The following is a 14,158-nucleotide window of genomic DNA, read 5'->3' as shown; positions in this document are numbered from 1 at the left end:
GAGAACGGGCGCCCGCAGATTCGCGGGGCGTCCGACGTGTTCCGAGTTCGCTATCGTGCCTTCGTCCCGGCCTTCGGTCGGCTAGCACGGGGGAACACACCATGACACACCGTAGGGCCCTGTTCACGGCGGGTCTGGCCGGCATCCTGCTCCTCACGGCTGGATGCACCGCGTCGCCGGAGCCCACCCAGGCCGGGGTGACGGCCCAGGCCAGCACTGCCGCGCCATCCCCGACGCCCGACAGCCGGGCCGAGTTGGTGGCGGCGTTGCAGCGATCGCAGGGCGTCTCCCACCGGTACGCCGTGCGCGGCGACCTGCCCGAGCAGCAGAAGATCACGGGCACCGGTGCCTTCGACCCGAAGGCCCGGCGGTTCCAGTCGACGATCGCGGTGACCGGCGGAAAGTACCCCTCGGCGGGCAGCCGGATCGTGATCGGCACCGACAGCTACGTACGGCCGTCCGACGACAAGAACTGGGTGCACGTCGACCTGAAGCGGGTGCGGCGGGATGATCCCTTCCTGCGCTTCGACTGGGTCGACCCGACCGGCCTGAAGGCGTTCACCTCGTCGATCACCTCGGCGTACCGGGCCGGCCCGAACACCTACACCGGCCGCTTCGATCCGCGAGAGGACGATGCCAAGCCGTTCCTTCCGGTGGGCGCACCGAGCATCGTCTCGCTCGGCATGCCGCTATCGCCGTTCACCATCACGACGGACGACCGGGGTTGGGTCACCTCGATCAAGGTGGAACTCGCTCCCAGCGAGGGCCCGAAGCTGACCCTGACCACCACGATGAGTGGGCACGGGACAGCACTGAAGATCAAGGCGCCGGCAAAGGCCGGGGAGGCCGCCGACTTCTACTACGACAAGTGACGCCCCGCGCCTGCTCGCAGGGCACACAGCATTGCCACGGAAGGCGCTGAGGAACGTCACGGGCGGGGTAGGTAAACCCGCCAGCCGGCGACGGTGACCACGTCGAGCGCACCCGGGTCGGGGCCGAGCCGCTGGTCCAGCCGGGCGGCCAGCGGCGAGCCGACCGGCGCGACCCAGGCCGCGCCCGGATCGGCTGCCACCGCCCGGCGGTACGCGGGCAGCCGGTCGAAGCCCGGGCGCAACTCGTCGTCGACCACCGCGCAGACCACGTCCTCGCCAGTGGCGAAGGTGAGCCGGTTGCAGGTCCAGTAGCCGCCGCGCACATGCCGTACGCCCAGCTCGTCGAGGGTGTCCACGAGCGCGCGGTGCCGATCGGCCTCGGCGTGGACGGCCGGCACCCTGGCGATCGACCCGGCGGTGGCGACCCCCGCCGTGGCGAGGATCGCGGCCAGCACGGCGACCGCCGCCAGGGCCGCCACCCGGGCCCGCCTACCACCCTCGGCCGGCGCACGTTCGCCGGCCGGCTCGGCGCTGGTGAACTCCACATCGGCGAGGTGGTGGTGTCCGGCCCACCCGGACACCGCCAGATCGCCGACCCGGCGCGGCGCGAGGAGGCTGGCGCGCCGCGCGGCCTGCCACAGCGGCCAGAGCAGGGCGGGCGTGGCGACCGCCAGGCAGGAGAGGTAACGGGCGCTCTCCACCGGGGTCTGCCCAGCCGCGCTGCTCACCGTGTACGCGAGCAGCACCGCCGCCGCCCCGGCCAGCAGCGCCAGTCGCACCGCCGCCGACACCCACCGGTCGTCCCCGCCCGCGAGCTGGCCGGATCTTGGGCACTGTCCGTCCTGTCCGAACGGTAAGTGTCCAAGATCTCCGATCGCCCCGCCCGCAGGCGTTCCAGTTCCTGCGTCGTCGGGAAGACCACCCGGTGACCGGCGCGGCACCGCCGGCGGCGCGGTGGACGGCGACGCGGGGGCGGGCGGCGTCGACGTGCGGAGGGTGCGCCAGGCGACCAGTGCCGCGAGCAGCAGCAGAAGCGGGAACGCGACGGCCCACCAGAGCTGCCAGCCGGCGCAGTGGCTCGGCGAGCAGAAACCCATGCCCAGCGGCGGCCCGAGCACCAGGCCGCCGTACAGCCGCTCGCCCCAGCCCGCCGCCGCGTCCCCGCCGCCGGCGGCCAGGACCGCGGCGAGCGGGTTGCGGCCGTGCCGGAGGCTGTCCAGCAGCATCGGCGCCGCGCCGAGCAGCAGCGCGGCGACCACCACCAGCCCGGCCCGGCCGGCCAGTTCCCGCCGCCGCCGGGCTACCAGCACCGCGCCGGTCCCGAGGACGTACGGCAGCAGCAGCGGGTCGACCCAGAGCATCAGCCCGGACACCAGCCCCCAGGCCGCCCACCGGAGCAGCCGCGCCCCGGCCCGCAGCCGGCTGGGATCGGCGTCGACGGCGCGTTCGTCCGGGCCCGGGGGCGCGACGCGGCTGGACGTCGGCCGCCCCGACCCGCTGGTGCACCGCCCCGAGGCTCCGGCGCACAGCCCCACGGTGAGCAGGGCGAGCGCCACCCCGGCGGGGTTCAGTTCGGGGTAGCCGCCCCCGGCGATGAGCTGGTTCTTGATCAGCCGGTCCGAGCCGAGCGCGAGGAAGCCGACGACCAGCAGGGCGAACCAGCGGTCCCCGCCGAGCCGGCGGGTGAGCCGCCAGGACAGAGCGAGGAAGAGCGCGTACAGCGCGATGGTGGGCAGCCGCAGCACGAGCACCGACGGCCCGGCGAGGGCGACCAGCGGCGCGGCCAGGTACGCCTCCAACGTCCCCATGTACGCCTGCCCGTAGAACCAGACCGGGAAGTCCTGCCCGCGGGCGATGTGCAGGGCGGCCAGCCCCATCGTCGCCTCGTCGCTGTTGGTGGGTGGGGCGTCGGCGAGCAGCAGCGCCAGCCGGTAGCCGACCCCGGCCACCCCGACGAGCAGGGCGAGCAGCACGGGCAGCCGGTGACTCCAGGGCGTACGCGGGCAGGCGGCCTCGCGTGGCTCCTGGCGTACCTCGGCGGTCATGCCTGCGATCATGGCATCCGGGCGGCGGCCGGCGGCGGGTGACGCGGCCGGCGGCCTGGCCTGGGCACGCGGCCGGCGGCCCAGCCTGGGCTCGGCACGCGGCCCGGGCCGCAGCCGGCCTCAGCCGGCGGCGGGGACTCCCTCACGGGCGGCGAGCGCCTGCTGGTAGAGCCGCCCGGCCCGGTACGACGAACGGACCAGCGGGCCGCTCATCACGCCGGCGAAGCCGATCTCCTCGGCCTCCTCGCGCAGCTCGACGAACTCCTCCGGCTTGACCCAGCGGGTGACCGGGTGGTGCCGGGGGGAGGGGCGCAGGTACTGCGTGATGGTGATCAGCTCGCAGCCGGCCTCGTGCAGGTCGCGCAGTGCCTGGGACACCTCGGCCCGCTCCTCGCCCATGCCGAGGATCAGGTTGCTCTTGGTGACCAGGCCGGCGGCGCGGGCCTGGCGGATCACGTCGAGGGAACGCTCGTAGCGGAACGCCGGCCGGATCCGCTTGAAGATCCGCGGCACGGTCTCCACGTTGTGCGCCAGCACCTCGGGCCGCGACCCGAAGACCTCGGCGAGCTGCTCCGGCACCGCGTTGAAGTCGGGGATCAGCAGCTCGACGCCGCACCCGGACTGAAGGGCGTGGATCTGCCGGACCGTCTCGGCGTAGAGCCAGGCGCCGCCGTCGGGCAGGTCGTCGCGAGCGACGCCGGTGATGGTCGCGTAGCGCAGGCCCATCGCGGCCACCGACTCGGCGACCCGGCGCGGCTCGTCGGCGTCGAACTCGGCCGGCTTGCCGGTGTCGATCTGGCAGAAGTCGCAGCGCCGGGTGCACTGGTCGCCACCGATGAGGAAGGTGGCCTCCCGGTCCTCCCAGCACTCGTAGATGTTGGGACAGCCGGCCTCCTGGCAGACGGTGTGCAGCCCCTCGCGCGAGACCAGCCCGCGCAGCTGGGTGTACTCCGGCCCCATCTTGGCCTTGACCTTGATCCACGGCGGCTTGCGCTCGATCGGCGTCTCGGCGTTGCGCGCCTCGATCCGCAGCATGCGCCGCCCCTCGGGGGCGACGGTTGCGGTACGCGCGGCCTGCTCAGTCGTCGGCGCGGAGTGCTCGATCGTCACAAGGCCGAGCGTACGCCCGACGGCGGTCGTCGATGGACCTCGGGCGACGGGCGTCACGCCCCAGATGTTGTGACACCGGACACCGAAGGCGGAAAAGCGTCGTCATACGGGCCGCCGAAGGGTGCTAGCCTGCCGGGCAAAGCTGCGACGGAGCCGAGTAGCGCGCCGACCCGCCAGCGCAGAGAGCCGCCGGTTGCTGGAAGGCGGTCTGGCGCCGGCGCGTGAAGACCCTCCCGAGCTGCGGGAAGAACGGCGTCCGCGCCCAGTAGAACCCGCCCGGCTGGCCCCGGTGAAAAGGCGACGAACGAGGCCCTCCGCCGAGGCGGAGGGCGAAGGTGTGGTGGCACCGCGAGGATCCCGCTCGCCCACACCTCCCGGGGATCGCGTTGCGATTGATCGAGGAGGTAACCGCCGTGCAACGCATCCTTTCCGCCCAGCTCACCCACCATGTCGGCGAGTCCGTCCGGATCGCCGGCTGGGTGCACCGCCGCCGGCTGCTCAAGTCGGTGGCCTTCCTGATCGTCCGCGACGCCACGGGTCTGGCCCAGGTGGTGGTCACCGACCCGGCCGTGCGCGCCGCCGTCGAAAAGCTCACCGAGGAGACCGTCGTCGAGGTCGTCGGCACGGTGGTCGCGAACGCCACGGCCCCCGCCGGGGTCGAGCTCACCGCGCCGGCGGTACGGCCGCTCGGCCCGCCCGCCGTGCCGCCGCCGTTCGACCTGTACCGGCCGGCGCTCACCGCCACCCTGCCCACCCAGCTGGACCACGCGCCGACCGCGCTGCGCCACCCGACCCGCGCCGGGGCGCTGCGGATCTCGGCGGCGGCGGTGGCCGGCTTCCGGGCCGCCCTGGACGCCAGCGGCTTCGTGGAGATCCACACCCCGAAGGTGGTCGCGTCGTCCACCGAGAGCGGGGCGAACGTGTTCGCGCTGGACTGGTTCGGCCGGCCCGCCTACCTGGCCCAGTCGCCGCAGTTCTACAAGCAGCTCATGGTCGGCGTCTTCGAGCGGGTGTACGAGGTGGGCCCGGTGTTCCGGGCCGAGCCGCACGACACCGTCCGGCACCTGGCCCAGTACACCTCGCTCGACGTCGAGCTGGGCTTCGTCGCCGACCACCGGGACGTGATGGCGGTGCTGCGGGCCACCCTCGCCGGGATGCTGGGGGCGGTCGCCGACCGGGCGGGCGGTGCCCTCGCCGCGCTCGGGGTGGCGGCGCCCGAGGTGCCGGCCGAGATCCCCGCCGTGCACTTCACCGAGGCGCTGGCGATCGCCGGGGCGCCGGCCGACGAGCCGGACCTCGCCCCGGCGCACGAGCGGGCGCTAGGGGAGTGGGCCCGCCGGGAGCACGGCTCGGACTTCCTCTTCGTCACCGGGTACCCGATGGCGAAGCGGCCCTTCTACACCCATCCGGACACGGCCCGGCCGGCCTATTCCAACGGCTTCGACCTGCTGTTCCGGGGCATGGAGCTGGTCACCGGCGGGCAGCGGCTGCACCGGTACGAGGACTACCTGGCCGCCCTCGCCGCCCGGGGCGAGCCGGTCGAGCCGTACGCCGGCTACGTGGACGCGTTCCGGCACGGCATGCCGCCGCACGGCGGATTCGCGATCGGCCTGGAACGCTTCGTGGCCCGGCTGACCGGCGCGGCAAACGTGCGGGAGGTGACCGCCTTCCCCCGCGACCTGCACCGGCTCACCCCCTGAGGGAAAGGCGGGCCCCTTGTTAACACCCGTCTGTTAACAAGGGGCCCCTCCTGTCCAGCCGGTATGAAGGACGGACAGGCGGAGGAGCGGGATGGCCGACCACGTACGGGCGACGTTGCGGGGCGTGCTGCACGTCCGCCCGGCCCGGGGCGCCCACCGGGTCGCGCTGCGCGCCGGGATCAGCGTGCTGGTCCCGCTGCTCACGGTGCTCGCGCTCGGCCACCCCGGCTGGTCGGTGTACGCGGTCTTCGGGGCGTTCACCTCGCTGTACGGGCGTAACCACGTGCACCTGTCCCGGGCGGCGATGCAGGCGAGCGCCGGGGCGACGCTCACCGGGGCGATCATCCTCGGGGTGCTGGTCGGGTCGCTGGAGTCGCGGGCGTGGACCGCGGTGCCGGTCACCGCGGCCGTCACGGCGCTGGGTGCGGTGCTCGCCGCCGCGCAGGACTGGCACCCGCCGGGGCCCCTGTTCCTCGTGTTCGCGTTCGGTGCGGTCGCCTCGGTCCCGCACCGGGTCTCGGACGTGCCGGTCGCGGCGGCCGTGGCCGGGCTGAGCAGCCTGTTCGCGCTGCTGGTCGGGAACGTGGGCAGCCTCCTGCGGCGGCAGCGCAGCCGGCCGGTCCGGCTGGCGCACGTGTGGACGTGGGCGCCGGTGCGCTACGCCCTCGCCGTGCTGCTGGCCGGCGGCACGGCGACCGCCGTCGGGATCGGCCACCCGTACTGGGCGATGGTGGCGGCGGTCGCCCCGCTGAGCGTCCAGGGCGTCACCGCCCAGCTCGTCCGGGCCGCGCACCGGATCCTCGGCACGCTGCTCGGGCTGGTGACCAGCGCGCTGCTGCTGGCGCCGCACCTGTCCGCGTACGCCACCGTGCTCGTGGTGGCGGCGCTGCAGATCGTCACCGAGCTGCTGGTCGGCCGCAACTACGGCTTGGCGCTGCTGTTCATCACCCCGATGGCGCTGCTGATGGGGCAGCTCGCGGTGGCCCGGCCGACCGGGCAGTTGCTCTTCGACCGAGGCGTGGAGACGGCGATCGGCGCCGTCATCGGCGGCCTGATCGTGCTCGGCGAACCGTGGTTGCGCAGGCGGATCAGCCCTGCTGGGCGGTGACCCGGTCGTCCGCCTCCCGGCCCACCGGCTGCGGGGGTGCGATCGGGAGGCCGCGCTTGTGCTCGGTGGCCCGGTAGCGGGCCACCAAGGCCTCCGCCACCTCCGCCGGGACCGGCCGGCCCTCCAGGTAGTCGTCGATCTGCTCGTACGTCAGGCCGAGCGCGTCCTCGTCGAGCTTGCCCGGGGCGAGGCTCTCCAGGTCGGCGGTGGGCGCCTTGCCGACCAGTTCGGTCGGGGCGCCGAGCGCCCGGGCGAGCGCGCGGACCCGGCGCTTGGTCAGCCCGGTCAGCGGCACCACGTCCGCCGCCCCGTCGCCGTGCTTGGTGAAGAAGCCGGTGACCGCCTCGGCCGCGTGGTCGGTGCCGACGACCAGGCCGCCCATCGCCCCGGCCACCGCGTACTGGGCGATCATGCGCTGCCGGGCCTTGACGTTGCCGTGCACGAAGTCCTGCTGGGCCGCGTCGGTGAAGGTGAGCCCGCCCGCCACCAGCGCGTCCAGGGCGGCGTCGCTGGCCGGCCTGACGTCGACCGTGAGCACCCGGTCGGGCCGGATGAACGCCAGCGCCGCCTGGGCGTGGTGCTCGTCGGCCTGCACCCCGTACGGCAGGCGCATCGCCACGAAGACCGCCGGGTGCCCAGCGTCGCGAGCCCGCTCGACGGCCAGCTGGCAGAGCCGCCCGGCGGTGGTGGAGTCCACCCCGCCGCTGATGCCGAGGACCAGCGCCGTCAGCCCCGTGTCGATCAGGCGGTCGGCGAGGAAGACGACGCGGCGCTCGATCTCGTCGGCGGCGTCGAAGGTCGACGCCACCTGGAGTTCCTCGGCGATCCACTGCTGGGCCGGCATCAGGTCGGTCAACGGGGTCCTTTCCCGGTCAGGCGGGGCGAGTTCGGGCGGGGGCCGAGTTCAGGCGGGGCCGAGGAGATCCCAGGGGTTGCCCTCCAGGTCGCGGAAGACGGCAACCCGGCCGTACGGCTCGGTGCGGGGCGGCTTGACGAACTCCACGTTCGCCTCGCGCATCCGGCGGTAGGCGGCGTCGAAGTCGTCGACCTGGAGGAAGAAGCCGACCCGGCCGGCGGTCTGGTCGCCGACCACGGCCTCCTGCCGCTCGCCGTCGGCGCGGGCCAGCAGCAGCCCGGTCCCGCCGCCGGGCGGGCGGACCACCACCCAGCGCTTCGGCCGGCCGTCGTTGGTCAGCGACGGCTTGTCCTCGACCAGCTCGAAGCCGAGCACCTCGGTGAAGAAGATGATCGCCGGGTCGTACTCGGCGACGACCAGGGTGACGAGATCGATCCGCACCCGGTCAGCCCTCGACCCGGACCAGGGTCGGCAGGTGGCGCTCGACCACCGGGAGCATGTCGGCGACGGTGACCGGGCGGCCCAGCTCGGCGGTGAGCGAGGTGGTCCCGGCGTCCCGGATGCCGCAGGGCACGATCCGGTCGTAGTACGTCAGGTCGCAGTCGCAGTTGATCGCGAAGCCGTGCAGGGTCACGCCCCGGGCCACCCGGATGCCGATCGCGGCCACCTTGCGGGCCGGGCCACGGTCGTCCTCGGGCACCCAGACGCCGCTGCGCCCCTCGACCCGGCCGGCGGTCAGCCCGAACTCGGCGCAGACGTCGATCAGCATCTGCTCGGTGCGCCGGACGTACGCCACCACGTCCACCGGGTCGGGCAGCTTGATGATCGGGTAGCCAACCAGCTGCCCCGGCCCGTGCCAGGTGATCTTGCCGCCGCGGTCCACGTCGATCACCGGGGTGCCGTCCATCGGCCGGTCCCACGGCTCGGTCCGCTTGCCCGCGGTGTAGACGCTGGGGTGCTCCAGCAGCAGCACGGTGTCGCCCTGCTCGCCGGCCACCACGGCCTCGTGCAGCCGGCGCTGCTCGTCCCAGGCGGCCTGGTAGTCGAGCACACCGGCACGGACGGGGGTCAGCCCGGAAGTTGTCACGCTCACCCGCCCAGCCTAATCCCGACACCCTCGGGTGAGCGCCGTGACGCTCGTCGCGTCAGGCCGGCGGGACCCGCCACAGCCAGACGTCGTCCACCCGCTGCGGCGGGCCGAGCAGGGCGGTGGCGGTGCGGCGTACCGCCTCCTCGTCGACGTCGTACTTGGCGCCGTGCACCCGGTCGGCCATGATCACCGTCTCGACGTGCCAGTAGCGCAGGTCGGCCCGGGACTGCCGGATGCTGCCCTCGGTGATGATCGGCACGAGCCCGGTCCGCCCGGCCTGGTCCATCAACGAGTCGAAGGTGCGCGGCACCGGCCCGATCCGTCCCCGGCCGCCGGGCCCGCCGGGGCCGAGGAAGAAGCCGGCCGGGATGCGGAACTCGCCCTGCCCGTGCGCCAGGGCGTACGCCTGCCAGCGCTGGCCGTCCGGGGTGACGTCGATAGTCAGCGGCAGCGGGGTGAGCACCCCGCCGGGGGAGACGTACCGCTGCCAGGTGCCGCTGGTGATGAAGATCGGGACCGGCTCCCTAACGCTGGTCAGCAGCGGGGTGGGCAGCAGCGGCACCAGCGCGACGGCGAAGCCGAGCGCCCAGGCCGCCGACGTGGCGCGGTGCCGGGCCGGCCGGGCGCGGAGCCGGTCGACCGTGTACGCCAGCAGCAGCCCGATCACCGGCGCGACCACCAGCGCCAGCCGGGAGGGCAGCGCCGCGTTGATCACCGGCAGGTTGTCCAGCACCCCGAACGGGAGGAGTTGACCGGTCCGGTGGCCGTTCCACTTGGCCGTCGGCCCCCAGGAGAGCACCGCGAAGACCACCGCGGTGACGCCGAGCGCGGTGAGGGTGGCCCGGAACGTCCGGGCGGCGCGCCGCCACAGAAAGGCGAAGCAGGCCACCGCGAGCAGCAGCAGCGGGATGCCGAAGAACGAGTTCTCCTCGGTGGGGTTCGGCGCCAGCGAGGTGCCCAGGCCGGCCCAGCCGGCCAGGGACCGGCGCGGGTACGACCCGTACGCGGCGATGTCCTCGGAGTGGATGTGCGGGTCGAAGCCGGTGCCGTGGAAGCGCTGCGGCCCGACGAAGTGCAGCCACAGCGGGTACGCCAGCAGCGCCCCGGCCACCAGCGCGGTCACCCCGAGCCCGGCCGCGAAGCGGGGCAGCGCGGCACGGGCCTCGGCCCGGCGGGCCGGGTGCAGCGCCCACACCAGCAGGAAGAGGGCGAGGGCCAGGGCGGTGAAGAAGAGCCCCTCGGCGGCGATCGAGAAGGCGACCGCCACCAGCAGGCCGAGCACGATCCCGCCGCGGACCGCCCGGCCGGGGCGGCGGAGCCGGAACACGCCCCAGACCAGCAGCGGCACCAGCCACCCCGCGGTCCAGTTCAGGTGCGCGTTGGCGTGCGACACCATCGCCGGGCAGTAGGCGATGAAGAGGGCACCCACGGCAGCGGCCAGCCGACTGCCCACCAGGTGCCGGCTGAGCAGCCAGTACCAGGCCACCCCGGTGGCGGCGAGGTTGAGGGTGAGGATCACCAGGAACGTCGCGGGCGGTCCGATCAGGTACGTCAGCGGCGCGAAGAGCACCGCGTACACGGTGATCGAGGTGTTGACCGCGAGGTTGACCCCGTCGGGCACGTTGATCAGGTCAGTGAAGAACGGGTTCTCCCCGTGGGTGACGGTGTGCCCGCCGAAGGCCAGCAGCCACTCGAAGAGCGCCTGGTCACTGGAGTTGACGGTGATGGCGCGGGTGTTCGGGTCCCGCCACATGCCGCTGGTCACCCAGAACGCCAGGGCCACCGCGGCGAGCACCACGACCAGGTCGGCGCGCCAGGTCCGATTGGCGGGCGCGGGCGACCGGTCGGTGACCGGGGACGGGGAGGTCGGCACGCAGCGGACGTTACCAACCGGATCTGGACACGCCGGTCAGACACGAAACCTCGGGACCTCTTCCGCCGTCCCCGGCGACACACTTCGATCTCGGTGAATGTGTGAGCGGCGGCCATGTCGGGCCGGGAAACCGGGACGTAGCGTCGCGGCAACTTCAGCGTGACTCACTTCACAATCCGCCGTCGGGAGGTCGCCGTGCGCCGCTCCTCATCCATCCTCACCCGCCTCGCCGGGGCGGCGGCCGGGATCGTGCTGGCCGCCGCGGCGGCGCTCACCGCCGCCCTCCCCGCCCAGGCCGCCACGCTCACCCAGGTCACCGGCTTCGGCTCCAACCCGGGCAACCTCGCCATGTACGCGTACCGCCCGGACGGCCTGCCGGCCAACGCGCCAGCCGTGGTGCTGCTGCACGGCTGCACCCAGAACGCCGCCGGCTACTTCGCCAACTCCGGTTGGCAGAAGTACGCCGACCTGTGGAAGTTCGCGCTGATCGTGCCGCAGCAGCCGTCCGCCAACAACTCCAGTACCTGCTTCAACTGGTTCGAGACCGGGGACACCGCGCGCGGCCAGGGCGAGGCCCTGTCGATCAAGCAGATGGTCGACTACGCGAAGGCGAACTACGGCACCGACGCCGCCCGGGTGTACGTGAGCGGCCTGTCCGCCGGCGGGGCGATGAGCGCGGTCATGCTCGCCACCTACCCGGACGTCTTCGCCGCCGGCTCCGTCATCGCCGGCCTGCCCTACCGCTGCGCCACCAGCAGCACCAGCGCGTACTCCTGCATGAACCCGGGCGTCGACAAGACCCCGGCCCAGTGGGGTGACCTGGTCCGCAACGCCTACCCCGGCTACGCCGGGAAGCGACCGCGGGTGGCGATCTGGCACGGGACCGGCGACTACACGGTCGCGGTGGCGAACGCCGTCGAGTCCCGGGACCAGTGGACCAACGTGCTCGGGGTGTCGCAGACCCCGACCAGCACCGCCACCCTGCCCGGCGGCACCAGCCTGGAGGCGTACGGCAGCGACCAGGTCCGGCTCTACCGGGTCTCCGGGATGGGCCACGGCACGCCGGTCGACCCGGGGTCGGCCACCGACCAGTGCGGGACCGCCGCCGCGTACTTCCTGGACACCATCTGCTCGACGTACCGGGACGCGCTCTTCTTCGGCCTCGACGGCGGGGTGACGCCCAGCCCGACACCGACCGCGTCCCCGTCGCCCACCCCGACGGCGTCGCCGGTCTGCGTCACCGCGAGCAACTACGCGCACGTGAGCGCCGGCCGGGCGTACCAGTCCGGCGGCTACGCGTACGCCCTGGGCAGCAACCAGCGGATGGGCCTCTACAACACCTTCTACACGACCACCCTCAAGCAGACCGGCCCCAACTACTGGGTCATCGGCTGCTGACCTGACTGCCGCTCCGCCGCCCTCGCCGGCTCACTCGGTGAGGGCGGCGTGCAGGGCGGCGGGCAGGTGGGGGTGCGTCCAGGTGAAGCCGGCCCGGGGGAGGACGCCGGGCAGCACTCGGGCGCTGGTGAGGGCCTCGTGGGCGAAGCCGCCTAGGGCGATCTTCAGGGCCAGCGCCGGGACCGGCATGATCGCCGGTCGGTGCAGCTGGCGGGCCAGCTCCCGGGCGAAATCGGCGTTGGTGACCGGGTTGGGGCCCACCACGTTGACCGGGCCGGCGACGTCGTCGCGGGCCAGCAGGAAGGTCACGGCGTCCAGCCAGTCCCGCAGCGAGATCCAGGGCAGCCACTGCCGGCCGCTGCCCAGCTTCCCGCCGACGCCGAGCCGGAACGGCAGCAGCTGCGGTTTGAGCATGCCGCCGTCGCGGTGCAGCGGCAGGCCGGTGCGCAGCCGCACCACCCGTACGCCGGCGTCCTCGGCCGGCCGGGTCGCGGCCTCCCAGACGCGGCAGACGTCGGCCAGGAAGCCCTCGCCGGCGGGGGAGTCCTCCTCCACCACCCGGTCGCCGGTGTTGCCGTACCAGCCGACCGCCGACGCGTTCAGCATCGTCGCGGGCCGGTCGGCGGCGGCCAGGCCGGCGATGGTGATGGCCAGCGTGGTGGTGGTGTCCACCCGGCTGGACCGGATCAGCCGCTTGTAATCCTCGTTCCAGCGCTTGTCGCCCACCCCAGCGCCGGCCAGGTTGACCACCGCGTCGGCGGCGGCGATCACCGCCGGGTCGAGTTGCGCGGCGGACGGATCCCACTGCCGCTCGTCGGGCCTGCGCGGCGGGCGGCGGACCAGACGGGTGATCTGGTGTCCGTCCGCCGTCAGCCGGTCGACCAGTCGGGTGCCGAGGAAGCCGGACACCCCGGCCATGAGGATCCGCATGCTCATATCTTCGGCTACGCACCCCGCGCCGGATGCGTTGAGCGAGATGCGTCACTCGCCGGTCCCGCCGCCCGGAGTCAGCGTGCGGCGGCCACCGTACGCAGGTCGGCCAGGTGCCGCTCCACCTCGGCGAACGCCTCGGCGGGCAGCGGGCCGAGCGCCAGCGTGGCGAAGTTCTCCTCCGCCTGGGACACCGTCCGGCAACCCGGAATGGGCACCGTCCGCGGACTGCGGGCCAGCAGCCAGCCCAGCGCGCCCTGGGCGAGCGTACGGCCGTCGGCGGTCAGCGCCTCCCGGATCTGCGCGACCCGGGCGGACCACTCCGGCGCCGGGCGGCCGTCGGTGAACCAGACCAGCCACTCCGGGGCCACCCCGCGCACATCGTCCCGGCCCACGGCCCGGGTGGAGCCGGTGAGCAGGCCCATCGCGAGCGGGCCCCGGTTGAGGCTGGCCAGGTCGAGCGCGTCGCAGACCGCCAGCATGTCGGGGTTGTCGTGGAGCACCGACTCGTCGTGCTGAATTGCGGTGCAGTGCGGCCCCGCCTCGGCGAAGGCGCCGGCCGACGACGGGTTGTCGGTGCTCCAGCCGTACGCCCGGATCTTGCCCTGGGTGACCAGGCCCTCCAGGGTGTCGACCAGGTCGAGCGCGGCGGACGCCGGCAGGTCGTTGATGTGCAACTGGTAGAGGTCGACGTGGTCGGTGCCGAGCCGGCGCAGCGACCCGTCCAGGCTGGCCACCGCGTGCGCCGGGCTGGCGTCGGTGCCGATCCACCGCCGACTGGTCTCGTCGGAGCGGTTGCCGAACTTGGTGGCGATCACGGCGCGGTCGCGCCGCCCGGCGAGGGCGCGGCCGAGGATCCGCTCGCTGTGGCCGGCCCCGTAGTTGCTGGCCGTGTCGAAGAGGGTGACGCCCAGGTCGAGCGCCCGGTGGATGGTGCGGACCGACTCGTCGTCGTCGACCTCGCCCCAGCCGAACGGCTGCCCGCCGTCGCCCCACAGTGGCCCGCCGATCGCCCAGCACCCCATGCCGACCGCGCTGACCTCGATGCCGCTGCGGCCGAGTGTCCGTGTCATCGTCATGCGGTCCAGTGTTCGACTTCGAGCGCTCTCGAGGTCAAGGGATGCGCTGCACCTCCCGTCGTCCCTCCGGACGAAGGCGGAGTGAACTGTTCGACCG

12 protein-coding genes are annotated in these 14,158 nt (G+C 73.8%); 4 read left to right on the top strand and 8 right to left on the bottom strand.

Annotated features, from left to right (window positions below; all coding sequences use genetic code 11):
- The first annotated feature begins 101 nt into the window (after window positions 1-101).
- Window positions 102-872 (top strand): hypothetical protein, encoded by a 771-nt coding sequence (locus ACY34I_RS04900; RefSeq protein ID WP_462752847.1) that lies wholly within the window; start codon window positions 102-104, stop codon window positions 870-872.
- Between the two features lie 56 nt (window positions 873-928).
- Here ACY34I_RS04900 and ACY34I_RS04895 read toward each other — a convergent pair whose 3' ends face one another.
- Both ACY34I_RS04895 and lipA read right to left on the bottom strand, forming a co-directional pair.
- On the bottom strand, window positions 929-2,917 hold the full coding sequence (locus ACY34I_RS04895; RefSeq protein ID WP_462752845.1) for a DUF423 domain-containing protein: 1,989 nt from the start codon (window positions 2,915-2,917) through the stop codon (window positions 929-931).
- A gap of 120 nt (window positions 2,918-3,037) precedes the next feature.
- The gene (gene lipA, locus ACY34I_RS04890) at window positions 3,038-4,084 is read right to left on the bottom strand and encodes a lipoyl synthase (protein ID WP_187413367.1); all 1,047 of its coding nucleotides are present in this window, start codon (window positions 4,082-4,084) and stop codon (window positions 3,038-3,040) included.
- 356 nt (window positions 4,085-4,440) lie between these two features.
- On the opposite strand from lipA, the gene aspS reads away from it, so the two are divergent.
- Window positions 4,441-5,727, top strand: coding sequence for an aspartate--tRNA(Asn) ligase (gene aspS, locus ACY34I_RS04885; RefSeq protein WP_462752843.1), 1,287 nt, complete (start codon window positions 4,441-4,443; stop codon window positions 5,725-5,727).
- Window positions 5,728-5,818: 91 nt separating this feature from the next.
- Window positions 5,819-6,835: an FUSC family protein gene (locus ACY34I_RS04880; protein WP_462752841.1), complete on the top strand. Its 1,017-nt coding sequence runs from the start codon at window positions 5,819-5,821 to the stop codon at window positions 6,833-6,835.
- Here ACY34I_RS04880 and nadE read toward each other — a convergent pair.
- From nadE to ACY34I_RS04860, 4 genes are read right to left on the bottom strand one after another with little or no spacing between them, the layout of a single operon-like run.
- Window positions 6,816-7,691 (bottom strand): ammonia-dependent NAD(+) synthetase, encoded by an 876-nt coding sequence (nadE, locus tag ACY34I_RS04875; protein WP_462752839.1) that lies wholly within the window; start codon window positions 7,689-7,691, stop codon window positions 6,816-6,818. The two genes, ACY34I_RS04880 and nadE, sit on opposite strands and share 20 nt — an antisense overlap.
- A 48-nt stretch (window positions 7,692-7,739) precedes the next feature.
- Window positions 7,740-8,132 carry a VOC family protein gene (locus tag ACY34I_RS04870; protein WP_462752837.1) on the bottom strand — a complete coding sequence of 131 codons (393 nt, stop codon included), beginning with the start codon at window positions 8,130-8,132 and terminating at the stop codon, window positions 7,740-7,742.
- Between the two features lie 4 nt (window positions 8,133-8,136).
- Window positions 8,137-8,784: a lipoyl(octanoyl) transferase LipB gene (gene lipB, locus ACY34I_RS04865; RefSeq protein WP_462752835.1), complete on the bottom strand. Its 648-nt coding sequence runs from the start codon at window positions 8,782-8,784 to the stop codon at window positions 8,137-8,139.
- A gap of 52 nt (window positions 8,785-8,836) precedes the next feature.
- Window positions 8,837-10,654 (bottom strand): DUF2079 domain-containing protein, encoded by a 1,818-nt coding sequence (locus ACY34I_RS04860; RefSeq protein WP_462752833.1) that lies wholly within the window; start codon window positions 10,652-10,654, stop codon window positions 8,837-8,839.
- A gap of 195 nt (window positions 10,655-10,849) precedes the next feature.
- Between ACY34I_RS04860 and ACY34I_RS04855 the strand changes: the two genes are divergently transcribed.
- Window positions 10,850-12,052, top strand: a complete 1,203-nt coding sequence (locus ACY34I_RS04855; RefSeq protein ID WP_462752831.1) for an extracellular catalytic domain type 1 short-chain-length polyhydroxyalkanoate depolymerase — start codon at window positions 10,850-10,852, stop codon at window positions 12,050-12,052.
- A 30-nt stretch (window positions 12,053-12,082) separates the two neighbouring features.
- On the opposite strand, the gene ACY34I_RS04850 is transcribed toward ACY34I_RS04855, so the two are convergent.
- Both ACY34I_RS04850 and ACY34I_RS04845 read right to left on the bottom strand, forming a co-directional pair.
- Entirely contained in the window at window positions 12,083-12,982 is a 900-nt protein-coding gene (locus ACY34I_RS04850) for a TIGR01777 family oxidoreductase (protein ID WP_462752829.1), read from the bottom strand.
- A 77-nt stretch (window positions 12,983-13,059) separates the two neighbouring features.
- The gene (locus ACY34I_RS04845) at window positions 13,060-14,061 is read right to left on the bottom strand and encodes an aldo/keto reductase (RefSeq protein ID WP_462752827.1); all 1,002 of its coding nucleotides are present in this window, start codon (window positions 14,059-14,061) and stop codon (window positions 13,060-13,062) included.
- Window positions 14,062-14,158 lie beyond the last annotated feature (97 nt).

The organism is Micromonospora sp. RTBAU3-60, from assembly GCF_054963695.1.
This window is presented reverse-complemented; position numbering and strand designations above follow the sequence as displayed.